Origin of the sequence: Xanthomonas sp. NCPPB 1754 (genome assembly GCF_041475725.2) — a bacterium.
Classification (GTDB): domain Bacteria; phylum Pseudomonadota; class Gammaproteobacteria; order Xanthomonadales; family Xanthomonadaceae; genus Xanthomonas; species Xanthomonas euvesicatoria.
This window is the reverse complement of sequence record NZ_CM192982.1, coordinates 2,339,736-2,364,413: the sequence shown is the minus strand read 5'-3', so window position 1 is coordinate 2,364,413 and position 24,678 is coordinate 2,339,736. Positions and strand designations below refer to the sequence as shown.

Here is a 24,678-nt window from a genome sequence, read left to right as displayed (position 1 = left end):
CATCACAAGCGGAAGCGAAAACCCAGCGTGTAAGTCCGTTCGGGCGATGCGATCTCGCGCGGGAAATCGCCATGCCGCTGACCGAAATAATTGTTGGTCGTGGTGCCGAGCAGATTTGTGGCCTCGGCAAACAAGGTCACATGCCTGTTGAGCTCGTAATTGAAGGCGGCATCCAGCCATTGCTCCCGCCCCTGATTGATTTGCTCGGGCTGATCGCCTGAGCTGTTGAAGCTCACCACATAGTCGCCACGCCAGTTGTAGGCGACCCGCGCCGAGAACCGAGCGTATTCGTACATCAGGATCGCGTTATAGGAATTTTTGGAGACGTTGGTCAACGGCTGGCTGATCCCTTCGGGCGATTGAGCCTTCGCCGAGATGTAGGTGTAGTTGAGCTGGCTGCCGAAGCCGGACCACCCACCCGGCAGAAAGTCGTAGAACTGCGTGTATCCCACCTCTACGCCCTTCAAGCTGCCCTCGCCGGTATTGCGCGGCCTGCTGATCGAATAGACGATGCCACCGATGGATTCATCGGCTGCGTAATTCTGGATATAGCCATCGATCTTGCGATGAAAGCCGGCAACCGACAGCAATGAGCCGGGACGGAAATACCATTCCAGCGACACATCGGCATTGCGCGATTCCACCGGACGCAGCTGCGGGTTGCCGCCATTGCCGCGCGCCGGCAACGATTCGGTGGACTGATACAAGGCCAGCTGCGGATTGAGATCGGCAAATTCCGGGCGCGTGATCGTGGTGCTGCCTGCCAGCCGCAGCATCAGGTTGTCATGCAAGGTGAGGTTGGCGCTGTAGTTGGGTAACACCTTGTCGATACGCCGATCGATGCTGACCGGGCTCAGCACGCCATCCACCGACTGGCTGCCCTGCAGTTGCGAATCCAATCGCGTCGCGCGCGCCCCCACACGCCCATCGACAGGAATGGACCCAAGCGAGAACCCGTAATTCACCTGCGCATAGATCGCATAGCTGTCTTCGCGATCGTCGAAGAACAAGGCAGGGTTTTCATCGGGCCGGCCCGGCGGCTGCCCCATCACGGTACGTAACCGGGTGCTTTGCTGCAGCAGGACGTCCTGGTTGGCCGATGCCCAGCGATCGCTGGTGAATGCACGCGCCCCGTCGAGCATGTTGCCGGGCGTTACCGATGCCAGGCCGGACACCTCGCTCAAGTAGATCGGTGCGCCGGTCAGATTGTTGCGCGCGCCGGTATCGCCGGAGTGATTGGTCGCCGTCCGCCGGCTTGCGCGCGCACCCACGTCCACCGATCGCAACGGCCCCAGCTCCAGGTCGAAGGTGGCATCGGCCCGCCATGCCCACTCTTCGCCTCTCTGCGTGTTCCAGCTGTCGTAGTACTGACTCAGTTCCCAATTTCCTGGCGCGGTGACGTCATAAGCGCTGCCATCGGCCTGGGTGATCCAGACATCTGCAGCGCCGCCTGACGAACGCATGTTCAATCGCGGCGCCTGCGTGGTCATGTCCAGGGTGAACGAGCGGTTCCTGGCAGTGCTATGGGTATAGGCGAGCTCGCTGCTCGCACGCATGCGCTCGCCGGCCCAACGCCCGCCCAGCGCAGCTTGGTAGGTATCGGATGCGTTCTTGTGCGCTTGCGTGCTGGAGAGCGTGCGCACCTCGCGCGCCACCAGGCCAGCCAGCACATCACTGCCCGGCCGCAGGCTGACCGCTTCGGTGTTCTCTGGCGTGGCCAGCCCCGGGAATGGCAACCAGTAATTCACTTGGGGCCGGTTGTCGTACCCGATGTACAGCGTGTCGAAATACACCTCGCTGTTCTCGCTTGGCGCCCATTGAAACGAAAAATTCGCCGATTTGCGCTTGCGATCGCCGCGCGCCATCAATCCGCCTGCGCTGTAAGGCACGTAGATCTGCTGGGCCGGATCGAGCGGGTTCGCCTTCCGGTTGTAAGTGCCGTACAACGTGTTGGATTCCTGATACGGGCGGCGTTGATAGGACACGCTTCCCATCCAGCCCATGCGGCCCAACCCGGTGTCGCGGCGCTGGCTGAGGGTGAGGCTGCCATTGGGAACGGTCTTGCCTGATTGGTCGCCCCGCAAGGCGCTGATGCTGCCGGCAATGGTGCTGTCCTGATCGAAATCGAATGGCCGCCGCAGATGCACATCGACCACCCCGGCGATGCCACCTTCCTGAAATTGCGCGCCAGTGGTCTTATACACATCCACGCTGCGCAGCAATTCGGCCGGAACATCGGCCAACTCCATGTCGCGACCCACCGTTGTGAAGACGTTGCGCCCATCCAGGGTGGTGACGACGTTCGGCAAGCCGCGCACCAGCACCTGCCCCACTTCGCCACCGGCGCGCGCCACCTGCACGCCGGTCACGCGTTGCAGGGCCGCAGCCACGCTGTTGTCGGGCAGCTTTCCGATGTCTTCGGCGACAATGGAATCGCTGATTTCCGCATTCGATTGCTTGATCGCGATGGCGCTTTCCACGCTGCTGCGCACGCCTTTGACCTGCACCGCTTCCAACGTGGATGTGGCCGGCGCCGCGGGATCGGGGTTGGGCGCGGCCTGTTGCGCCGCCGCGTTGCAACTCAGGACCAAACCGATGCACACACCCAGCGGGCGATACGTGATGGCACGCCGCGCGACAGACGCATGCTGCGACGGAACAAGCATGATGGCCTCCTGGGGCAGCAGTGCGATGACGCGCGGCTGGGCGCGCCCGTGCAAGTCAGGCAAACCGGGCCGGACGAGCCGCGAGGTGTTGAACAAGGCCGAATTACAGCGGTGCCGCTCGCAGTGCAGCGTGATCGCGTCCGCCATCGCGCCGCAATCATGACGCGCCTTTCATCAACGGCGAGGTGCGTGCGTGTCATGGGCAAGACTGCACATCGCAACTGCTGCGTTTGCGCGACAATGGCCGCATGAGCAGCCACGACATCTCTCCCGCCGACGCCCGTGCCCGCGCCCTGCAAGGCGCCCTGCTGGTCGACATCCGGCAACTGCATGAGCGTGCCGGCGGCCAGGCCGAAGGCGCGTTGGCGATCGCACAGAACTCCCTGGAAACCGAGCCTGCAGCCCATCTGCCGGAGCAAACCCGCGCAATCGTGTTGATCTGCCAGAGCGGCAAACGCTCGGCGCACACGGCCGCCATCTTGCGCGCGCACGGCTATGCGCACGTGGCGTCGGTGGCCGGTGGCACCAGCGCATGGGCCAGCGCCGGCCTGCCGTTGGTACGCCCGACGTTGCCGGCGGACGAGCAGGACTTTCTTGAGCGTTATTCACGCCATCTGCGTCTGTCCCAGGTCGGCCTAGAAGGTCAGCGGCGCCTGGCGCGCGCGCGGGTGTTGCTGATCGGCGCAGGCGGACTAGGCTCGCCGGCCGCGTTCTACCTCGCCGCAGCCGGTGTGGGGCATCTGCGCATTGCCGACGACGACGTGGTGGACCGCAGCAACCTGCAACGCCAGATTCTGCACACCGAAGACAGCGTCGGCACTGCAAAGGTCGACTCCGCCGCACAGCGCATTGCCGCGCTCAACCCACGCGTGGACATCGAGGCGGTGCAAACCCGCGTGACGGCCGACAATGTCGAAGCGCTGCTGCAGGATGTGGATGTGGTGGTGGATGGCGCAGATAATTTTCCTGCGCGGTATTTGCTCAACGATGCGTGCGTCAAATTCGGTAAACCACTGGTTTACGGCGCCGTGCAGCAGTTCGAAGGACAGGTCAGCGTGTTCGATGCCGGCCGCCACCGCGGTCATGCGCCCTGCTACCGCTGCCTGTTTCCCGAACCACCGCCGCCGGAATTTGCGCCCAGTTGTGCCGAGGCTGGTGTGCTCGGCGTACTGCCCGGAGTGATCGGACTCTTGCAAGCCACCGAAGCGATCAAGTTGCTGCTCGGCATTGGTGACGGCCTCACTGGCCGCCTACTCAGTTTCGATGCATTGGCGATGCGCTTTCGCGACATCCGCTTGCCGCCGGACCCGCACTGCCCGGTGTGCGCGCCCGGCGCGGCATTTCGCGGCTATGCGGATTACGCGGCGTTCTGCGGTAGTGCGGTTGGTTGAGCGAGCCCACAGCGGCGTGTGGTGTCGGTCGCTGACTGATTGGCTTGCCACCGATGCAATGCGAGGTATATCGATACGTCAAGCACTTCGGCGACGTTTGCGTGGATGGCTGTCTTGCGCCCCACCTCACCACTCTCCCACCGGGAGAGCGGCTATCGAGCGATTGGCTCCCATTGTCGAGGCGTTCGCTTCCAGGCCACGCCCAAGACGCTTGAGCAGTTTGACGATCGCCCTACATGTTGAAACGCCGCGACACGCACGTCGCATGCGCTGCCCATGACGTAAACACTCCAACAGGGCGCGCATCATTCTGCCGGGCACCAACGATCGAGCAAACACTCACAACGCGTAAGGAATCACCCGCACGATCTCGCCAGCCTCAAAGCGCCGCGCCTGCTCGGGCAGCACGATCAATGCGTTGCTGTCGGCCGCGCCACGCAGTAGATGCGATGCATCGCCACGGTGCGGCAGCGCGGTCAGCCGCCCATCTTCGCCGCATTCCAATCGCCCACGCAGGAATTCCAGCCGTTCGTGGCGCTTGTCCCATGGGCTTGCCAACGCCGCATGCCAGACCGGGCGCGGCTCGCTGCGTCCCTGCAATCCATCCAGCAACGGGACGCCGTAGGCGATCAGCGTTGCCAGCACAGAGACCGGGTTGCCCGGCAAGCCTAGGACCAGGCAGCGGCCAATCTGCCCCAACACCGCCGGCATGCCCGGGCGCATCCGCACACGCCAGAAATGGATGCGCCCCAATTCGCCGATCAGACGCGGCAGATAATCCTTTTCGCCCGCAGAAACGCCGCCGCAGGTGATGACCACATCGAACGCTGCGGCCGCATCTTCCAGCATGGTGCGAATGCGTTGCGGGTCGTCCGGCAAGGTCGGCCACGCGGTCGGCGCATAGCCCAGTGCACGCAGTTGCGCCATCAGCATGTCGCGGTTGCTGTTGTAGATCTGACCCGGGCCGAGCGGCATGCCCGGCTCGATCAGCTCATCGCCGGTGGCCAGCACCGCAATGGTCGGGCGCGGCGCGACCGCAAGCCGCGACACGCCCAGCGCAGCGGCCAGGCCGATACGTGCAGGCGTCAACACCTGCCCGGCCTGGATCACCAGGTCGCCGGCACGCACGTCGCTGCCGGCCAGGCGTACGGCTGCGCCCGATGCAGGCGCGGTCTGAAACCGCACCATGCCATCGCGTTCGTCGGCATCTTCCTTGGGAATCACGGTATCGGCGCCATCGGGCAGTGGCGCGCCCGTGGTGATACGCAGGCATTGCCCGGCGCCCAGTGTGCCGGCCCAGCGCTCGCCGGCAAACTGTTCGCCAACCAGCTGCAGCGACGCATCGCCGCCAGCGACATCGGCGTGCCGCAGCGCAAAGCCATCCATCGCGCTATTGGCAAACGGCGGCAGCGCCAGCGGTGCGATCAGGTCGCCAGCAGAGATCCGCCCATCGGCACGCGAGGTGGCGATGTTTTCATCGGGCGAACGGTTGGTGGCAGCGACACTGCGCAGAATCTGCAGCGCCTGCGCGTACGGAATGCGGGAAGGATAATCGGTCATGCCGCGCAGGATACCAGCGCATCGCCAACGCGAAGGGTGGCCGCGCCACGCGTCGGCCAAAGGAGATGGGCTTTAACGACACGCCGCGCTGCGAGCGAATTCGATTGCACCTGCACGCGCCGCCACCCGCGCCAAAGAACGAACGCCTGCACGCGGCAGGAACTGCCTCACGTATCGATCGAGCGATCAGGAGGATGCGCGGAACGTTTAGAACCCTGCCTGCAAGCGGCGAACGCGCAGCCTGACCGATCTGCGCGCCTGCCGAACCGCCTGAACATCACACCTCAGGCAGCCTGGGGCCCTTACTTCCCTTTGACATGCCGCATCAGGCGCCGCTTGCGGGCCACCTGGCGATCGGAGAGCGGATTCTTCTTGCCCTCGTACGGGTTGGCGCCCTCGCGAAAGATGAAACGCACCGGCGTACCAACCAGCTTGAAACGCTTGCGGAAGAAGTTTTCCAGATAGCGCTTGTACGACTCCGGCAACACCTTCAGGCGCGTGCCATGCACGATGAAGGTCGGCGGATTCGCGCCGCCCGGGTGCACATAGCGCAGCTTGGAGACATGCCCGCGAATGCTCGGCGGCGGGTTGGTCTCGTAAGCGATTTCCAGTGCCTGGTTCACTTCGCTGGTGCTGAATTCGTGCGTCGCCGAGGCGTGCGCACGATGGATGGCCTGGAACAGCTCGCGCATGCCCGAGCCGTGCAATGCAGAGATCCGCACCGCCTCTGCCCAATTGACGAAGCCCAGCTTGCGCGACAGCAGGTCTTCGGCCTGCGCACGCTGGTAATCGCTTTGCCCGTCCCACTTGTTGATCGCCACCACCAGCGCCCGGCCGGCATCCAGGATCGCGCCGAGAATCGTCGCATCCTGGTCGGTCACGCCTTCGGTAGCGTCCAGCATCAGCACCGCCACCTGGCATTGCTCGATCGCCTGCAGCGTCTTGAACGCGCTGAACTTCTCGACCGCCTCTTCCACCTTGCCGCGCCGGCGCAGGCCGGCGGTATCGATCAGGCGGTACTGACGGCCATCGCGCTCCAGGTCCACCGCGATCGAATCGCGCGTGGTGCCCGGCACTTCCGAGGCGATCATGCGTTCTTCGCCCAGCAGGCGATTGACCAGGGTCGATTTGCCGACATTCGGCCGGCCCACGAAGGCGATCCGCACGCGTGCCGGATCGTTGTCCAGCAGCTCGCCGGCACCTTCCTCGGGCAGCCGCGCCCCCACCTCGTCAAGCAATTCGTCGATGCCCTGCCGATGCGCCGCAGACAACGCCACCACGTCGGAGAAGCCGTAGCGCGCGAATTCCGAGCGCACGGTTTCTTCGTCGGTGCCGTCGATCTTGTTGATCACCAGCACGGTCGGCCGCGCCAATTTGCGCAACCAGGCCAGAATCTCGTCATCGAGCGAGGACGCGCCTTCGCGGCCATCGACCACGAACAGCACCAGATCGGCTTCGCCGGCGGCGGCCCGTGCCTGGCGGGCCGTGGCTCCAGCAAGACCTTCCTCATCGCCGGCGATACCACCGGTATCGACGACGATGAAGGGCTGCTGCTCGTCGAGACGGCAGACCCCGTAGTTACGGTCGCGGGTGACGCCAGGCTGGTCGTGGACCAGCGCGTCACGGGTGCGCGTCAGCGCATTGAAGATGGTGGACTTGCCGACATTGGGCCGTCCAACCAGGGCGACCAGGGGCAGCATCGCAAGGTCCTTATTGTGCCAACCGGAAGGCGGTGAGATCGCCGTCGGTGTTTTGTACCAGCAAAATGCCGTCGACCACCTGCGGCTGCGCCAGCAGCGTATCGCGTCCGGCACGTGCGCGCGCAGCCAGTGCGCCGTCGCTGAGTTTCAGCCAGTGCAGATAGCCCTTGTAGTCGCCGACCACGGCGTAATCGCCCTGGATGGCCACACCGGTCAGCGAACGGCGTGCCAACGCAGCCTGCGACCACATCGCCGCACCGCTGCTCTTGTCCAGCCCCCACACCGATCCAGCATTGTCGGACACCACCACGACGGCCGACGACACACCAACGCCACCGGCGCCGCCGTGATCGCGCGTCCACAGCGGACGGCCGCTCGGGCCTTCCAGTGCGAGGGTTTCATTCTTGAAGCTGGTCGCGTACAGCGTGGTGCCATCCAGCACCGGCGCACCATCCACATCGGACATGCGCTCCAGCTCGGTACGGCCTTCCGGCACGCCGATGGCCTGCTCCCACAACGGGCGACCGTCCTGCAGCGCCAGCGCACTCAAGGTGCCGCTGTCGTTACCGACGAACACCACGCCCGGGCCGGTCACGATCGGCGCATTGCCACGGACGGACAAGGTCGGGCCTTCTTCGGCATGGAACCAGCGACGCTCGCCGGTTGCCGCATCAAACGCAGTCACGCGACCGTCGTTGCTACGCACCAGCACCAGGTTCTGTGCAATGGCCGGCGCAGCAATCACTTCGTTCGGCACCTTGGCCCGCCATTTTTCAGTGCCGTCGGCCTGGTTCAAGGCGATCACATCGCCGGACAGGCTACCGATCACCACCAGGCCCTCGCCCACACCGGGACCACCGGACAGGCGCTGCTTGAACTTGCGGTCGTTACGCTCTTCTTTCTTGGGCTTGTATTCCCAGACCCGCTTGCCGGTCTGCAGGTCGAGTGCCTCCACGCCACCGGTGATCGCCGCTGCATACACCTTGCCATCGGCCACGGCCGGGCGCTGACGGACACCGATATGCCCTTCACCCTTGCCCACACCGGCAGACCAGATCTTCTCGACCTTGACCGACGGCTCGAACTTCACCAGCTCGGCAGGTTCCTGCGCCTTCTTGGCAGCAGCGTCCTTCCCGGCGAACCAGCCCTTCACGGTGCTGCAGCCAGCCAGCGACAGGCCCATCACGGCAATCAACGCAACGCGCTTATACATATCAACCTGCTTCATCAAATCTGCTCCGCCGGATCGGGCACCTTGCCGCCCACATCCATCAGCTTGGTTTCCAGCAACCGGCGCTGCGGCGAAGCCACATCCACCGTGGTCAGGGCGCGGGTGTACAGCGCACGCGCCTCATCCGGCTTGCCCTGCGCGACCAATGCGTCGGCACGAATCTCCAGGCTGGCGTGGTCCTGCGCGTCGGCCAGCAGCTTGATCGCTTCGTCGGGCTTGCCGCTTTCGGTCAGTACGCGCGCCAGGCGCTGCTGCACGATCTGCTTGAGCTCGCCTTCGGCGGGCACGTCGCGCAAGGTCTTGATCGCTTCGGCATTCTTGCCGGCATCGACCTGGGCCTTGGCCAGCCGCAGCGCCGCCAGCTCGGCATAAATACCGCCCTTGCCGTCGTCCAGTGCCACGATGTCCTTGGCGGCCTTGTCCAGGTCCTTGGCCTGAATCGACTTCACCACCGCCTCGTAGCGGCCATTGGCCTCGACCAATGCGGTATTGGTGCGCGTCTGCCACCACTGCCAGCCCAGGATCAGTGCCAGACCAAGCAGGACACCGCCCACCAGACCTGCGCCATTCTTTCTCAACCAGGAACGAACGCGTTCGCCTTGTTCGTGTTCGTCCAGCAGATCGTCGATCGCCATGCGTACTCTCGCTCCGTCATCCCGGAGGCACGGAACATCAAAAGGGATAAATGAAAAACCGCAGTCCGCTTCACTCGGAAGCAGGTACCACGGAGCCGTCGGAGGATACCGCAAAACGGGCCACGTTAGCGCGCTGGAACGGTTTCACGTCGACGATACTGCCGCCTTGCTGAACCTGTACCGCCGAGGCATTACCGAGCACGATGCGCCCCACCTGACCGGGCGAATACGTGCGTTGTTCACCGGCACGTATCAGGGCTTTTTCCACCGCACTGCCATCCGGTGCCAAAATCTGCACCCAGCTGTCGCCGCTGAAACTCAGCGACAAACTGCCGCCGGGAGCAGCTGCTGCCGCAGGCGCCTTGGCGTCGGCGGTCGCACGCGGCACCGGGGTCATCGACGCGATATACGGCGCCGGCTGCTCGCGCGGCGCGGCGGCCGGCTGCGTTACCGGAGTACCTGGCGCAGCGGACTTTGCAGCCTCAGGCATGCTGTCCAAGGACACCGTGCTAGGCGCTTTGCCATCCAGATGCGAGCGCGTCGCGTACCAGACCGGCACCGCAAACACGCCGGTGATGACCACGTACATGGCCTTGCGCGCGGTGCTTTCGAGAATGCGCCGCGCACGCGGCGTATGCGTGTGACTGACCAGCTTGACCGGCTCGATCGGCGCAATGGTGGCCTGCTGCAACAGCGGCTCCAGATCGACCTGCAACAAGCGCGCATAGCTGCGCAGCTGCCCGCGTACGAACACCGGCGCGCCCAGCCGCTGCCAGTCTTCCTGCTCCAACGCGTGCACCACGTGGGCCGGCATGCGCAGCTTGCCGGCCACCTCGTCCACGCTCAGACCTGCTGCCTCGCGCGCTTCGCGCAAATGCTGTCCGCAGCCCTTTTCCTGCTCGAAAAGGTTCGGATTGGAATCACTGATCACAATGCATTGGCCCCGGGAGTAGCGGTCGCTGCGTCAGGGAATTCCTTGACCAACCGCTGTTGGTAACGGCCGGCAGCTACCTTGTCGCCTAGCCCTTGCTCAATCTGAATGGCGAGTTGTAACACGGAAGCAGTTGCCGGTGCAGCCGCAAGGCGGCGTTCGATAAAAGCGCGGGCTTCGAAATAATTGCGGCGCCCGGCTTCCAGACGTGCCATCGATTCGAGCGCATACGGATTATTCGGGTCGAGATCGAGCGCTTTGCGCAGATCGCCCGCTGCTCGCTCAGGCTGTCCTGCCTTGAGCGCGCAACCGCCGGCATTGCCCAAGGCAGACGCAGGCGAGGCATACGTCCGGTCGGCCAGCGCACGATCGAACCATGTCAACGCTTCGGCGGGCGAGCCATTCGCGCACAACCAGGCGCCATAGTTATTCAGCACGTCGCCGCGTTGCGGTGCGAGTTCTGCGGCCTGCCGGTACGACGCCCCGGCCGCCGCCGTATCGCCCCTGGCGCCCTGAATCAGCGCCAGCAGGCCGATGGCATCCACCGACTGCGCGTCCTTTTTCAAGGCGGCGCGCACCTGCTCTTCGGCACTGGCGTAATCGCCGGTCTGCAGCCGATTGCGTGCCAAGCCTAATTTTTCCTGGACAGCCAAGCGATTCTTGGTGGCTTTGTCGTCGCGGAACGAGTACACCGGCGCGACTTCCTCCACACTCTTGGCCGAGCCGGCCTTGGCATTGCGACCACCGCAGCCGACCGCGCTCAGCGCGATCGCCACGGCCGCCATTAACGCGAGTTCACGCTGCCGCATCTCGATCGGCCTGCCCTTCCAATGTGCGGCGGAACTCCGCCTGGCGACGGGTACGGTCCATGACCTGCCCCTTGAGCTGCCCGCATGCGGCGTCGATGTCGTCGCCACGAGTGCGGCGAACCATCGTCAGCACCTGCGCATCGAGCAGGATCTTCTGGAACGCGCGAATCTCGGTCTCGCCCGAGCGCTCATAGCGCGTTCCAGGAAATGGATTGAACGGAATCAGATTGACCTTGCCGGCGTCCTTGGACTGCACGGCGTTGTCGAACTGCCGCATCAACCTGGCCAACTGGCGCGCATGCTCCGGCTGGTCGTTGATGCCTTTCATCAAGGTGTATTCGAAGGTCACCGAATCGCGTTTCTTGCTGCCGCGCAGGTAACGCGCGCACGACTCCATCAGCTCGGCGATCGGGTATTTCTTGTTCAACGGCACCAGGCTCTCGCGCAGCGTGTCGTTGGCGGCATGCAGCGAGACCGCCAGCGACACGTCGCTTTCGGTGGAGAGCCGGTCGATCATCGGCACCAGGCCGGAGGTCGACAGCGTGACCCGCTTGCTGGCCAGCCCGTAGCCAAGATCGTCGCGCATCACGCTCATCGCGCGCACGACGTTATCGAAATTCATCAGCGGCTCGCCCATGCCCATCATCACCACATTGGTGAGACGGCGCTGCTGGTGCGGCACATTGCCCAGATGGCGCGCCGCCACCCACACCTGGCCGATGATTTCGGCGGTGGTGAGGTTGCGGTTGAAGCCCTGGGTCGCGGTCGAACAAAAGGTGCAGTTCAAGCCGCAGCCGACCTGGGAGGACACGCACAGCGTGCCGCGACCCTTGTCGGGGATATACACGGTTTCGATGGCGTTCTTGCCGTCGGCGCCCATGGCCAACAGCCATTTGTGGGTGCCGTCGGCCGAAGGCTTGTCGAACACCACGTTCGGGACAAGGACCTCGGCATGCTGGTGCAACTTCGCACGCAGCGCCTTGCCGAGGTCCGTCATCTGGTCGAAATCGGTGACGTAGCGATGGTGGATCCACTTCATCACCTGATGGGCACGGTAACGCGCCTCGCCGAGCGTGTCGGCGAAGAAGCGCTCCAGACCCTCGCGATCGAGGTCGAGCAGGTTCTGCTTGCGCGGCTCCGGGGGACGGACGGAGCCGTCCTGCAGCACGGAAGGGATCACGACCTCATTCACGATTCGACTCACTCGGCCTCAGCGCGAGACCACTTCGGTGGCAGCAAAGAAATACGCGACTTCGTTGGCGGCGTTCTCGACCGAATCCGAGCCATGGGCGGCATTGGCATCGATCGAATCGGCGAAGTCGGCGCGGATGGTGCCCGGCGCAGCGTCCTTGGGATTGGTCGCGCCCAGCAGGTCACGATGTGCGGCAACGGCGTTCTCGCCTTCCAGCGCCTGGATCATCACCGGGCCGGAGATCATGAACTCGACCAGCGCGTTGAAGAACGGACGCTCGCGGTGAACGGCGTAAAAGCCTTCGGCTTCACGGCGCGACAGCTGCTTGTACTTGGCGGCCACGACCTTCAGGCCAGCCTTTTCGAAGCGGCTGTAGATTTCGCCGATGACGTTCTTGGCAACGGCGTCGGGCTTGATGATGGACAGGGTGCGCTCCAGCGCCATGGGAAGTTCTCCGTTGGGCGGGCCACTGAAGGCCCGAGGTTATCATGAAAAAAACCCGCGACAAAACGCGGGCTTAGGCTTCTTTGCGATGGTCAATTCTATCTCGTCAACGCTGCGTTTGCACACCGCCCCCTGAATCGTGCTGCGTTGCGACATGACCCGCTCGCAGGCGAGCCCGTAGACTCAAACAATCGTTTGATTGAGTCCTGTCTTCGCGCATGCCCAAGCCCGCCCACTTCTCCACCAAGGACCGCATTCTCGGTGCGGCCGAGGAGCTGTTCGCCCAGCACGGGTTCGCCGGCACGTCGCTGCGCCAGCTCACCACGCAGGCCGACGTCAATATCGCCGCGGTCAACTATCACTTCGGCTCCAAGGAAAACCTGGTCAACGAGGTGTTCCGCCGGCGCATGGACGAGATGACCGCCGCGCGCCTGCAGCAGCTGGAAACGGCAAAGAAGTCCCAGCCCGGCGAGCTCACGGCCGTGCTCGCTGCCTTCGTCGAGCCGGCGTTGGCCATGGCGCAGGACCGCCAGAACGGCGGCGCGTTCGTACGCGTGATTGCGCGCGCTTACGCGGAAAAGAACGACAACCTGCGCAAGTTCCTGTCCGACCACTACGGACATGTGCTGCGCGAATTCGGCAAGGCCATCGCCGGCTGCGTGCCGGGCCTGAGCAAGGAAGAGCTGTATTGGCGGCTGGACTTCCTGGCCGGCGCACTGACCTATGCCATGGCCGATTTCGGGCTCATCAAGCGGCCTGCGGGCGTCAGCGAGGCCGACCATCGTGCGCGCGCGGCGCGCGAACTCATCCGTTTCGCGGAACCCGGGTTCCGCGCTCATTCCACACCGTAAACGTTCCACAAGAGGCCTATCGCTATGTCCAACCCGTTGCTAGTCCGTCGTGCCGCCGTGCTCGGTGCCGGCGTCATGGGTGCGCAGATCGCCGCGCACCTCACCAATGCCGGTGTCGACACCGTGTTGTTCGACCTGCCCGCCAAGGAAGGCCCGGCAGACGGCATCGTACTCAAGGCGATCGCCAATCTCGGCAAGCTGAGCCCCGCCCCGCTCGCCAGCAAGGCGCTGGCCGAGGCGATCACGCCCGCCAATTACGAGAGCGGCCTGGAACAGCTGCGCGACTGCGATCTGATCATCGAAGCGATCGCCGAGCGCATGGACTGGAAGCAGGACCTGTACAAGAAGATCGCCCCGTTCGTGGCCGATCATGCCGTGCTGGCCTCCAACACCTCCGGCCTGGGCATCAACAAGCTCTCCGACGTGCTGCCCGAGCAGTTGCGTCACCGTTTCTGCGGCGTGCATTTCTTCAATCCGCCGCGCTACATGCACCTGGCCGAGCTGATCCCGGCCAAGGGCACCGACAAGGCGGTACTGGAAGGCCTGGAAGCCTTCCTGGTGACCACGCTCGGCAAGGGCGTGGTGTATGCGAAGGACACCCCGAACTTCATCGGCAACCGCATCGGCGTGTTCTCGATCCTGTCCACCATCCACCACACGCAGGAATTCGGCCTGGGCTTCGACGAAGTCGATGCGCTGACCGGCCCGCTGGTGGGTCGCCCGAAGTCGGCCACCTATCGCACCTCCGATGTGGTCGGCCTGGACACCATGGCGCACGTCATCAAGACCATGGGCGACACCCTGCCCGACGACCCGTGGCATCAGTATTTCAAGTCGCCGAAGTGGCTGGATGCGCTGATCGGCAAGGGCGCGCTGGGCCAGAAGGTCGGTGCCGGCATCTTCCGCAAGGTCGGCAAGGACATCGTGGTGGTCGACCTGGAGAAGCAGGACTATCGCCCGGCCGATCGTAGCGCCGCGCCGGAAGTGGTCGAGATCCTCAAGATCAAGAACCCGGCCGAAAAATTCGCCAAGCTGCGCGAAAGCCAGCACCCGCAGGCGCAGTTCCTGTGGGCCAGCTTCCGCGACCTGTTCCACTACAGCGCCTACCACCTGGCCGATATCGCCGAGACCGCACGTGACGTGGATCTGGCGATCCGCTGGGGCTACGGCTGGTCGCTGGGTCCGTTCGAGACCTGGCAGGCCGCTGGCTGGAAGCAGGTGGCGCAGTGGATTGCCGAAGACATCTCCAACGGCAAGAGCATGAGCAGCGCGCCACTACCGAACTGGGTGTTCGACGGTCGCGATGGCGTGCATGGCGCCGAAGGCTCGTACAGCCCGGCGCGCGACGCCAAGCTGCCACGCTCGTCGCTGACGGTGTACAAGCGCCAGCGCTTCCCCGATCCGTTGCTGGGCGAGCAGTTCTCGCCGGGCGAAACCGTGTTCGAAAATGACGGCGTGCGCATGTGGCACGACGGCGATGACATCGCCGTGGTCAGTTTCAAGACCAAGATGAACACCGTTTCCGACCACGTGCTCAATGGCCTGCAGGAAGTGGTTGGCCGCGCCGAGAAAGACTTCGCCGGTCTGGTGATCTGGCAGCAGAAGGAGCCCTTCTCCGCCGGTGCCGATCTGGCCGGCGCGCTTGGCCTGCTGCAGGCCGGCAAGGTCGATGCGTTCGAAGCATTGGTCGCCAATTTCCAGGCCACCAGCCAGCGCATCAAGTACGCGCAGGTGCCGGTGATCTCGGCCGTGCGTGGCCTGGCGCTGGGCGGCGGCTGCGAATTCCAGATGCATAGCGCCAAGACCGTGGCTTCGCTGGAGAGCTACATCGGCCTGGTCGAAGCCGGCGTCGGCCTGCTGCCGGCCGGTGGTGGCCTGAAGGAAATTGCGGTGCGTGCCTCGATCGCCGCAGGTCCGGGCGGCGACGTGTTCGCCGAGCTGAAGAAGACCTTCGAGACCGTGGCAATGGCCAAGGTTTCCAACTCGGCCGTCAATGCCAAGGAACTGGGCCTGCTGCGTGCCACCGACAAGGTGGTGTTCAACAGCTATGAGAGCCTACACATCGCCAAGGCCGAAGCGCGCGCGCTGGCCGAGGGCGGCTACCGCGCCCCGCTGCCGGCACGCCGCATCCAGGTCGCCGGCGACGTCGGCATCGCCACCTTCAAGATGCTGCTGGTCAACATGCTGGAAGGTCGCTTCATCAGCGAATACGACTACGAAATCGCCAGCCGCATTGCCACGGTGGTCTGCGGTGGCGAAGTGGATCGCGGCGCGCTGGTCGATGAAGAATGGCTGCTCAAGCTGGAGCGCAAGCACTTCGTCGAACTGGCCCAGCAGGAAAAGACCCAGGCGCGGATTGGGCACATGCTCAAGACGGGTAAGCCACTCAGGAACTGAGAATCGGGAGTGGGGATTGGGGATTCGCAACAGCGGGTCCCCGCCCTCCAACTTTCTCGCTTCCACCAAATTCATCCGCCGGGCAGGAACATTCGGGCACGCGGATTCGCTTTGACGAATCCCAAATCCCGAATCCCGAATCCCGGCTATCGGAGATAGCCATGAGCAAGCAGATTCAAGAAGCCTACATCGTTGCCGCCACGCGTACGCCGGTGGGCAAGGCGCCGAAGGGCGTGTTCCGCAATACCCGTCCCGACGACATGCTGGCGCATGTGCTGCGCGCCGTGGTCGCGCAGGCGCCGGGCATCGATACCTCGCGCATCGACGACGCCATCATCGGCTGCGCCATGCCCGAAGGCGAGCAAGGCATGAACGTGGCGCGCATCGGCGTGTTGCTGGCGGGCCTGCCCAATTCGGTGGCCGGTCAGACCATCAACCGCTTCTGTTCGTCCGGCATCCAGGCCATCGCCATGGCCGCCGACCAGATCCGGCTGGGCAATGCCGACCTGATGCTGGCCGGCGGTACCGAGTCGATGTCGATGGTGCCGATGATGGGCAACAAGGTGGCGATGTCGCCAAGCGTGTTCGCCGACGACCATGTGGCCATTGCCTATGGCATGGGCATCACTGCCGAGAAGGTCGCAGAAGAGTGGAAGGTGTCGCGCGAAGACCAGGACGCTTTTGCGCTGGCCTCCCATCAAAAGGCGATCGCCGCAATTGCCGCCGGCGAGTTCCGCGACGAAATCAGCCCGTACGAAATCCATTCGCACCAGCCCGATCTGGCAGGCAACGTCATCGCGCTGCGCAAGCGCCTGGTCGACACCGACGAAGGCCCGCGTCCGGATAGCTCGCTCGAGGGCCTGGCCAAGTTGCGCCCGGTGTTCCGCAACGGCCAGTTCGGCGGCAGCGTCACCGCCGGTAATTCTTCGCAGATGAGCGATGGCGCCGGTGCCGTGCTGCTGGCCTCCGAGCAGGCGATCAAGGATTACGGCCTCACACCGCTTGCGCGTTTTGTCAGCTTCTCGGTAGCCGGCGTGCGCCCGGAAGTCATGGGCATTGGACCGATCGCCGCCATTCCCAAGGCGCTCAAGCAGGCCGGGCTGACCAAAGATCAACTCGACTGGATCGAGCTCAACGAAGCCTTCGCCGCACAGGCGTTGGCCGTGATCCGCGACAGCGAACTGGATCCATCCAAGGTCAATCCGCTGGGTGGCGCAATCGCCCTTGGCCACCCGCTGGGCGCCACCGGCGCGATCCGTGCCGCCACGCTGGTGCATGGCCTGCGCCGTCGTCAGCAGAAGTACGGCATGGTCACCATGTGCATCGGTACCGGCATGGGCGCTGCGGGCATCATCGAAGCGCTGTGAAGCGCGTTGGAGCGCCGGGTCGGCCTTCCGGGTCGATCTGGTGTTTCCATCTGTGTCATCCATCCGCGGAGATCAGGTGTTAAGGATCACATCGCCATGCTGTGCCCAAAAGGGCGTGCGCAAGCACGCCCTTTCCTTTCTCGGTCAATGCGGTCTTGCCAAAGTCGCGGCGCTCCAACGCACATCCCCCGCGTGCCCAGTGAAACGCTGAGCGTTGCGTTCTGATGCATCGGTCATGTCGTTGCGGCCTGAAGCCGTCGATCCAGCTGTCGCAATAGGGACGCCGCAGATACCGCTAGCAAACGGCGACGCTCAGCGCGCCACCAACCATTGACCGGTCCGCGCCCCTGCAACGACCAGCGCCAGTCCAGCCAGCAAGGTCACCGCCAGATAGATGCCGATCATCGTCGAGCGGTCGGTGCGCGCAAACACCAGGCACTCCATCATCAGCGACGAAAACGTGGTCAGCCCACCGATCACGCCGACGATCAACAGGGCCCGCAGCGGCCAGCTCGAGGGCCCGCGTGCATCCAGCCAGACCAGCAACACGCCGGCCACAAACGACCCGAGCAGGTTCACCGTCAGCGTTCCCCAAGGGAAGCCGGTACCGAAGCGCTGGATCAACGAGGCACCGATCGCAAAACGCAAGCCCGATCCCAGTGCACCACCGGTCATTGCCAACAACAGCTGTTGCCACCACACCGGTGCGTTCATACGCGCACCCCGCGACCAGAGCGTGTGTTCGAAAAAAAAGTGTGCGACATCGGCGTCATCCTTTGTGAGTCAAAAGCGATGCCGGGGCACAGGCCTGCCGCCCCGGCGGGGTGGGCAGGCATCATCAGCGCGCAGGGTGCGTGCGGTTCGAGGAGGAATGCCATCTCCTGTGCGGCCGATTATGCCGTGGGCTTGCCGGCCTTGTCAGCCCGTGCCAGCGCGCGCGCCTCGCGCAGCCGATCGAGCTTTTCCTTCAGCTTGATCTCCATCCCGCGCGGCACCGGGTTGTAGTACACGCGCTCGCCCATCGCATCCGGGAACCCGGTCTGATCCAGCGCGATGCCGCCCTCGGCATCATGGTCGTACTGGTAATCCTGGCCGTAGCCCAGCGTCTTCATCAGCTTGGTCGGCGCGTTGCGCAGATGCAGCGGCACCTCCTGCGTGCCGGTGGCGCGCACGTCGGCCTTGGCCTGGTTGAAGGCCGCGTAGCCGGCGTTGGATTTGGCAGTGCTGGCCAGGTACAGCACCAGCTGTGCGAATGCCAACTCGCCTTCCGGGCTGCCGAGGCGCTCGTAGATGTCCCAGGCTTCCAGCGCCATGCTCTGCGCGCGCGGATCGGCCAGGCCAATATCCTCGATCGCCATGCGGGTCAACCGACGCGCCAGATACGCAGGGTCGCACCCGCCATCGAGCATGCGCGTCAGCCAGTACAGCGCTGCATCCGGGTTGGAACTGCGTACGGACTTATGCAACGCCGAAATCTGGTCGTAGAACTGCTCGCCGTTCTTGTCGAAGCGGCGCGTACGGTCGGCCAGCACCTGCAGCAACGTCTGTGGCGTGATCTCGCCACCCTCGCCTGCCGCCAGTTCCGCGGCAATTTCCAACAGCGTCAGTGCCCGACGCACATCGCCGTCGGCGGCGCTGGCGATTTCCAGCAGCGACGCTTCGCTGACCTGGATCGTCTCTGCCCCCAAGCCGCGCTCGGCATCGCGCAAGGCACGCTGCAAGGCTTCGACAATATCCTGCGGCGACACGCCTTCCAGCACATGCACGCGGCAGCGCGACAACAGCGCTGAATTCAACTCGAAGGACGGGTTTTCAGTGGTCGCACCGACGAACAGAATCGTGCCGCGTTCGATATGCGGCAAGAACGCATCCTGCTGGGCCTTGTTGAAGCGATGCACCTCATCGACGAACAACACGGTGCGGCAGCCACCGGCAAAACGCTGCGCCGCCTCTGCCAGCACCTGCCGCACTTCCGGCAAGCCGGAGAGTACGGCCGAGATCGCCTTGAATTCGGCGTCTGCGTAATGTGCGAGCAACAAGGCCAATGTGGTCTTGCCGCATCCCGGCGGGCCCCACAGGATCATGGAGTGCACGCGGCCGGATTCCACCGCGCGCCGCAGGGCGCTGTCGGGAGCCAGCAATCGCTTCTGGCCCACCATCTCGTCAAGCGTGCGCGGCCGCATCCGCTCTGCCAAGGGCCCCATGGCGCTGCGATCGACGTGCAGCAGATCGGGTGTGATCGAGTCGGGACGTTTGGCTTTGCTCACCCCTTCATTCTACCGCCTGCGCCTGATGGACGTTCCACAACGCAGTGTTCGGCCATCGCTGGGACGCCGACGTTCTCTTTCCAAGCGACCACTTCGCGCAGGTGCAACGCATCGACTGCGTAGCGCAATACTGTTACTGAGTAACGAGTGACCGCAATCGCCTGCCGGCATTCCGCATCGGCCACGAGCTGCGCAAGCGCAAGCGGCAGGTTCAGCGCACGGATTCCACCATGCCTCGCATTCCGCTTCGCCCCTCCGTCATCGCCGCTTGCCTTCCAGGCATGGCCGAGACCATCGCGCATCCATCCAAGCCTTCTGCGCGGCGGCAGACGCACAACAAATTGGCGACTCCGGACCCATGCGCGTTCGAGGCGGAACTGATCCAGGCACAGGAAGATCCGCTGGGTTGGTCCGCGACGCTACTTGAGCAAGCAAGACAGCCAAGCGTCGTCGATCCCGGACTGAAGGCCGCTCCCAAACGCAAACACGCCCTCCCGCGTCCCTGCAGGAAGGCCGCAGAACGCTTGGGGCTCAGTAGCGGTTCGCCAGAACCACATACGAGCCTGCTGCGCTATTCCTCGGTGCAGTACGCGCGGGACACACCAGCCGGCCCATCGGATCGCAACGCCGATGCCGCCCGTGATCTGCGAGCAGCCCCGCTGCTGTCCAATGCCACCCAGCATCTCAATGAGGCCCTGATCGCCCGCCTGGAACAATCCAACAACGATCTGGCCGCACGCATCTGGCGGCGTCGCCAGGACGAGCTGAGCTACGCGCATGCACAAACGCTACAGGCTGCACGCGAGCAGTTGGCCCTGAGAGCCCGGCGCGCCGCCAACCTCAGCGACAGCATCAACGCGCTGACGCGCGAACGTGCCGAACTGCTGCAACAGCTGCATGGATGCAATGCGCAGACTGATGCAGTGGCGGCCGCGATCCACGATCTCGAGTCGGACATCCTCTCCGCACGCGCCGCATTGAACGCGCTACCGCACGATCAGCCTTCGCGCGGTTTCGCAGCGCACGCGGGCCCATCCTCGGCCGACGCGCAGCAGGGCGTCGATCGCTTACAGCTGCAACGCGCCTGCACTCGGCTCGAGCACGCAGTGCAGCAGGCGCGCGCACGCGGCGATGCGCTGGCCAAAGCGGTCTTTTTCGGCCGCGGCTCGGCACAGGCAGCACAAGCAGAGCAAGCACTTGCGGAAGCTAACGCGGAAATCGATCGATTGCGAAGCGCGTATGCGCAAGCACGCGATGCGTTGCAGTCGGATCAAGCAGGCAACTCTGCCAACAGGCCGGGCCGCACGCTCGGCTCGCACCTTGCTGCAGAGCGAAACCGAAAAGTCGAGGCACTGCGCACACGGCTGGGACGCAACGAGAACATGCTGACCCTGCAACGCACGCATGCCGAGCGCTGTCGGCGGCATGCGCGACGCCTACAGCAGCGCCTCGACCAGGTCGAGGCGAAACTGCAGCAGGCGCGGCATTCGTCGCGGATCAACACCGAGGAGGTGTGGCAGCACGAACAGACGGTCAACGCGCTGGAAGCTGCGAACGGCGACATGCAGCGCGTGGCGGAACATGCAGCCGCGCAGCCGCCGGCCGATGAGGCCCGGCCCGTCGCTGCCGAGATCGTCGCCGACACCATGGACGCACTGCTTGGCGCCCTGCCCGGCTTTCGCGAGGAAACCATCGACCCCGTGAGTCGACAGGTTCTGCGCGCCTGGGCTGACGGTCTGCATGGCCGCAGCGCTGCGTTCGGGGGCGACGCCTTGCAGCCGGTCGACGCCTTGCGCATCGCCCTGCAGGCCTTGGCGATCGCCAGCGAAGGCGATGCTGCCGCAGCGGCCGACGTGCTGCGACGCCTGGGCGTGGTGCGATTGCGTGAGCTGATTCCGCCGCCACAGGTCTCCATCGCTGCCGAGGCGGCCCAGCCAATAGAGACCGTCACCGCCTGCGTCGGCCTGTTGGCCAGCGTTCCGCGTGGCATGCAGGTTCTTTCGCACATGCTGCGCGAAGAAGCCACGCCCCCCTCCAGGGAATGGTTGGAGGCGGCGCAGGTCCATCTGCGTGCCAGCCACCGGCTTGCACTGACGCCGGACGCAGAACAGGCTGAACGCAGCTGGCTGGGCGATGCGCAGATGGGAGCGCGCCATGCCGTGCATGGAGACTCGCCGCTGCAGGGCCTGCAGTCTGCAACCGATGCCCAGCGCAGCGCATTTCACGCATTCCGCAATGGCTACGAAACCACCCGGGCAGGTTCACCCTATGCGCGCGTCAACGCATGCCTGCAGATGTTTGCGCAATGGGCGGTCGCAGGCAGTGGGCGGCGCGGCAGGCGCGCCCTCAATCCCTTCAACGCACTTGAGCTGGGAATGAAGGTCAGCGCCTCCGAAGCGCTTCCCACCGCCGTGCGGCGTGCCAACGACGCTTTTCGCGAAGCGGCCGGCCACCTGACCAGCTGGCTCGTCGCGCGCCGCCAGATCCAACTGGCGGGCGGGCGAATGCCGTCGCAGGACGAGCTGGCAATGCAGGCACTGTTGGAATACGTGCAATGGCTCCCACACGAGCAGAACGCAACCGACCTGACCTTCACCGCCAAGGTGCTGGGCACGATCGAACGGCGTGCCCAGGAGCTTCAGCGCTCGGTGGCTGCCTCCGTGAACGAGACCGACGACCTGCAGCCGGCGGCGTGCCATCCGGCCATCGCATCCGCCTGGGGTGCATTACGCGCCGGCCGCATGCGTCTGCCCGAAACGCTGCGTCTGATCCAGCGTGGCCTGCTCGACCACGCCGGACAGCCGAGCGACCTGCCGGTCGGTGCAGCGACCCTGGATGAAGAACTGGCGTCGGACGCGCGCACCCACTTTCATCAGGCCATCGGTCATGCAAGTCGCCTTCTGCACGAGGGCGACACCTCCCGCGTCAGATCGCCACGTGCGCTGTTCGAATGCCTGCGCAACCTGATGGAACGGCTGGAATGGCGCGACAAGCTGCGTCTTACCGAGCAACGGGTGATCGGACTCAATACGACGCCGCTGTCGGCCGCACTTGCGATCATCCCCAGCGGCCTGGGACTGAAACTCTCCGCGGGCGGCCAGACCAGTTCCGATCGCTCGGTGGAGATTTACATGGGGCGGACCGGGTTGTCGCTGCAGATCGGGCGGCAGAAGGCGCGGCAGTTCAACGCCAGTACCGGCATTAGCGCGGGCGTGCTGCTGCCGGGCACCGAACGTGCACCGGTGGGTATCACGGGCGCAGCCGAATGGCGCATGAAAAAGGAATCGGGCATCGAGCATGGCGTGCAAATCCGCGTACCGCGACGGGGCAAGGGCCAGGAGCTGGAGCAGCGCGCGCAATTCCTGGCCATGTTCGAACACTTGCTGCAACTGGCCGAGCAATCCGGCGGCGATGCAGGCCAGTTGAGCGAGCGCGACTTCCTGGGGGAGCTGCTGGCGCACCACCCCAGCATCACCGTTGGCTTGATCGGCCATGCCGAACGCAATACTTCGGCCACCGAATCCAGCCTCAGCGTCGCTGCCGGCGTGCGCGTGGGAAACATGGATGGCCAACCGCGTCGCGCCACCCTGGGCGCGTCGCTCGGCGTGAAAGCGCGGCGCGAAACCTCCCGGTCGCAGACGCCGATCGAAGGCTACATGACCATGGTGCTGAAGGATTCGAGCGCACAATCCAGGGTAGAGATCGCAGGGCGCGCATCGGCCAGTGTCGTCGCCCGGCAGTGGACGCACCCAGGCACCGGCAATGCGCCGCCCACACCAGTGGCGCGGCTGTCCATGGCCACGCTTGATCTCGGCTACAGCAGGGAACTGCGCTCGGCCGGCAGCACGACGTTCTCCACCTTGTGGATGTTCAACAACGAAATCGATCCCGTGCGCACCGATCGTGGCTTCGAATTTTTCAACTTCGCCTCATTCGAACGCGAAGTGAAGCGTAACTGGCAGTTATGGACCCACTACGGAATCTCCAAACTGCAGGGCAAGGTCGATGACCAGCGGCTCTATATGGTGGCCGAGCGCCAGTTGCAGGACTTCATCGACCGGGTCCGCCTCCACATGCAAGACAACAAGTTCGCCTCGCTGATCGTGGACTGGGTGTTGCAGGCAGAGGCTGCACCACGCCTGGACGCGCTGCGCGCGCAGGCCCAGCTATTGCGGGTCGCCGGATGCGAAGCGCAAGCGGCGGAAGCCGATCGCGCATTCGATGAGCTCATCAGCCACCCAAGCATTTGGGAACCGACCATCCTGATCCTGCGCGAAAAGGGCAAACGCCAGCGCGAACGTGGCCTCGATTTCTTCATCAAACGCCAGACCAACCAGGCAGCGGAGGCGAGTCGGACGGTTGGTCAGTGGATCCCGTACGAGCCAGTCCCGTAGCGTGGTGGCATCGCTCCTGTGCGGGTGCATCTGTCAGGTCACGACAACTGCTGCGCGCCCGCAGGCACAGCCGCTCGCTGCGCCATGCGTTCATCCCGAGAGCCCCGCAGACGCTTTACTGCGCGTCGCCCACCACATCCACGCCCTTGGCCGGCGTATAGCGGAAGGTGTCTGCAGCAAACGCCGGGTTGCGCTTCCAGCCGCTAAAGCTGATCGCGGTGCGTTGGCCGACTGCGTCCACCACTTCCATCCTGGCCAGGCCCTCCTTGCCGAACCCCAGCGAGGCGATCTGGAAGCTGGCGTCGGTGTCCACCTTGGGCGTCAGCGACAACCATTGCAGGCCGTCGCGTGGCGCGGCTTCTTCGCTGACATCGTACTTCTTGTCCAGAAGCGCCGGGTCGATCAATGCAACCAGCGGGCTGTTCTGTTCTTCGCTGCCCTGTGCGCGCACGGTGACCTGCTCCAGATCCGGATCCAATACCCAGACCTTCTTGCCGTCGGCCACGATCAGCTGCTTATAGGGCTTGGCGTATTCCCAACGGAACTGACGCGGTGTCGCCAGTGCGACCCGCCCGCTCGAAGTTTCCTTGACCCGGCCGTTCGCGTCGGTCACCCGCTGACTGAACTGCCCATCCAGTCCCTTCAACCCTCGCGTGAAGGTGTCCAGCTCCTGCCGCGCACCGGCAAACGCGGTACTGGCGAACAGAGCAGTGGCAAGGACGGCATAACGGAGCTGGCGATGCATCGCGGTCTTCCAGAAGGACATGCGTAGATTCTGATACTTCATAGATGAATGGGCGAGCGCTATCGCACGGCATGTTCAGATGGCGGCGTGTGCGCGGC

At 64.5% G+C, this 24,678-nt stretch carries 18 protein-coding genes and 1 riboswitch; of the genes, 5 read left to right on the top strand and 13 right to left on the bottom strand.

The window, feature by feature from the left end:
* Nucleotides 1–2 precede the first annotated feature (2 nt).
* The gene (locus ACCQ15_RS10365) at nt 3–2,666 is read right to left on the bottom strand and encodes a TonB-dependent receptor (RefSeq protein WP_372381476.1); all 2,664 of its coding nucleotides are present in this window, start codon (nt 2,664–2,666) and stop codon (nt 3–5) included.
* Nucleotides 2,667–2,851: 185 nt separating this feature from the next.
* On the opposite strand from ACCQ15_RS10365, the gene moeB reads away from it, so the two are divergent.
* Nucleotides 2,852–4,057: a molybdopterin-synthase adenylyltransferase MoeB gene (gene moeB / locus ACCQ15_RS10360; protein ID WP_008575364.1), complete on the top strand. Its 1,206-nt coding sequence runs from the start codon at nt 2,852–2,854 to the stop codon at nt 4,055–4,057.
* Between the two features lie 339 nt (nt 4,058–4,396).
* Here the strand turns inward: moeB and ACCQ15_RS10355 are convergent, their stop codons facing one another.
* From ACCQ15_RS10355 to ndk, 8 genes are all read right to left on the bottom strand, one after another.
* On the bottom strand, nt 4,397–5,617 hold the full coding sequence (locus tag ACCQ15_RS10355) for a molybdopterin molybdotransferase MoeA (RefSeq protein WP_057681704.1): 1,221 nt from the start codon (nt 5,615–5,617) through the stop codon (nt 4,397–4,399).
* Between the two features lie 302 nt (nt 5,618–5,919).
* A complete protein-coding gene (gene der, locus ACCQ15_RS10350) occupies nt 5,920–7,317 on the bottom strand; it encodes a ribosome biogenesis GTPase Der (protein WP_003482878.1) in 1,398 nt (465 codons plus the stop codon).
* Between the two features lie 10 nt (nt 7,318–7,327).
* Nucleotides 7,328–8,545, bottom strand: coding sequence for an outer membrane protein assembly factor BamB (gene bamB / locus ACCQ15_RS10345; protein ID WP_008575359.1), 1,218 nt, complete (start codon nt 8,543–8,545; stop codon nt 7,328–7,330).
* The gene (locus tag ACCQ15_RS10340) at nt 8,545–9,183 is read right to left on the bottom strand and encodes a YfgM family protein (RefSeq protein ID WP_008575358.1); all 639 of its coding nucleotides are present in this window, start codon (nt 9,181–9,183) and stop codon (nt 8,545–8,547) included. Before ACCQ15_RS10340 ends, bamB begins: the two co-directional genes overlap by 1 nt.
* 70 nt (nt 9,184–9,253) lie before the next feature.
* Complete coding sequence (locus ACCQ15_RS10335) at nt 9,254–10,114, bottom strand: helix-turn-helix domain-containing protein (RefSeq protein WP_008575356.1); 861 nt, start codon at nt 10,112–10,114, stop codon at nt 9,254–9,256.
* On the bottom strand, nt 10,111–10,899 hold the full coding sequence (pilW, locus tag ACCQ15_RS10330) for a type IV pilus biogenesis/stability protein PilW (protein ID WP_011347312.1): 789 nt from the start codon (nt 10,897–10,899) through the stop codon (nt 10,111–10,113). Before pilW ends, ACCQ15_RS10335 begins: the two co-directional genes overlap by 4 nt.
* A gap of 10 nt (nt 10,900–10,909) precedes the next feature.
* Nucleotides 10,910–12,115, bottom strand: coding sequence for a dual-specificity RNA methyltransferase RlmN (gene rlmN, locus ACCQ15_RS10325; protein ID WP_008575352.1), 1,206 nt, complete (start codon nt 12,113–12,115; stop codon nt 10,910–10,912).
* 18 nt (nt 12,116–12,133) lie between these two features.
* Nucleotides 12,134–12,559, bottom strand: coding sequence for a nucleoside-diphosphate kinase (ndk, locus tag ACCQ15_RS10320; protein WP_002812972.1), 426 nt, complete (start codon nt 12,557–12,559; stop codon nt 12,134–12,136).
* Nucleotides 12,560–12,777: 218 nt separating this feature from the next.
* On the opposite strand from ndk, the gene ACCQ15_RS10315 reads away from it, so the two are divergent.
* From ACCQ15_RS10315 to ACCQ15_RS10305, 3 genes are all read left to right on the top strand, one after another.
* Entirely contained in the window at nt 12,778–13,410 is a 633-nt protein-coding gene (locus ACCQ15_RS10315; RefSeq protein ID WP_003482890.1) for a TetR/AcrR family transcriptional regulator, read from the top strand.
* A gap of 24 nt (nt 13,411–13,434) precedes the next feature.
* The gene (locus ACCQ15_RS10310; RefSeq protein ID WP_372358923.1) at nt 13,435–15,807 is read left to right on the top strand and encodes a 3-hydroxyacyl-CoA dehydrogenase/enoyl-CoA hydratase family protein; all 2,373 of its coding nucleotides are present in this window, start codon (nt 13,435–13,437) and stop codon (nt 15,805–15,807) included.
* 161 nt (nt 15,808–15,968) lie between these two features.
* Nucleotides 15,969–17,174 (top strand): acetyl-CoA C-acyltransferase, encoded by a 1,206-nt coding sequence (locus ACCQ15_RS10305; RefSeq protein ID WP_003482893.1) that lies wholly within the window; start codon nt 15,969–15,971, stop codon nt 17,172–17,174.
* A gap of 312 nt (nt 17,175–17,486) precedes the next feature.
* Here ACCQ15_RS10305 and crcB read toward each other — a convergent pair whose 3' ends face one another.
* From crcB to ACCQ15_RS10290, 3 genes are all read right to left on the bottom strand, one after another.
* On the bottom strand, nt 17,487–17,888 hold the full coding sequence (gene crcB, locus ACCQ15_RS10300; protein WP_008575332.1) for a fluoride efflux transporter CrcB: 402 nt from the start codon (nt 17,886–17,888) through the stop codon (nt 17,487–17,489).
* Nucleotides 17,889–17,996: 108 nt separating this feature from the next.
* Nucleotides 17,997–18,065: riboswitch (Fluoride riboswitch) on the bottom strand.
* A gap of 2 nt (nt 18,066–18,067) precedes the next feature.
* A complete protein-coding gene (locus ACCQ15_RS10295) occupies nt 18,068–19,441 on the bottom strand; it encodes a replication-associated recombination protein A (RefSeq protein ID WP_372381475.1) in 1,374 nt (457 codons plus the stop codon).
* A complete protein-coding gene (locus ACCQ15_RS10290) occupies nt 19,438–19,743 on the bottom strand; it encodes a hypothetical protein (RefSeq protein ID WP_223648267.1) in 306 nt (101 codons plus the stop codon). The genes ACCQ15_RS10295 and ACCQ15_RS10290 overlap by 4 nt, the downstream gene beginning before the upstream one ends.
* On the opposite strand from ACCQ15_RS10290, the gene xopZ reads away from it, so the two are divergent.
* A complete protein-coding gene (gene xopZ / locus ACCQ15_RS10285) occupies nt 19,672–23,835 on the top strand; it encodes a XopZ family type III secretion system effector (RefSeq protein WP_372381474.1) in 4,164 nt (1,387 codons plus the stop codon). The genes ACCQ15_RS10290 and xopZ overlap by 72 nt on opposite strands.
* A gap of 115 nt (nt 23,836–23,950) precedes the next feature.
* On the opposite strand, the gene lolA is transcribed toward xopZ, so the two are convergent.
* The gene (gene lolA, locus ACCQ15_RS10280) at nt 23,951–24,622 is read right to left on the bottom strand and encodes an outer membrane lipoprotein periplasmic chaperone LolA (RefSeq protein WP_008575326.1); all 672 of its coding nucleotides are present in this window, start codon (nt 24,620–24,622) and stop codon (nt 23,951–23,953) included.
* Between the last annotated feature and the right edge of the window lie 56 nt (nt 24,623–24,678).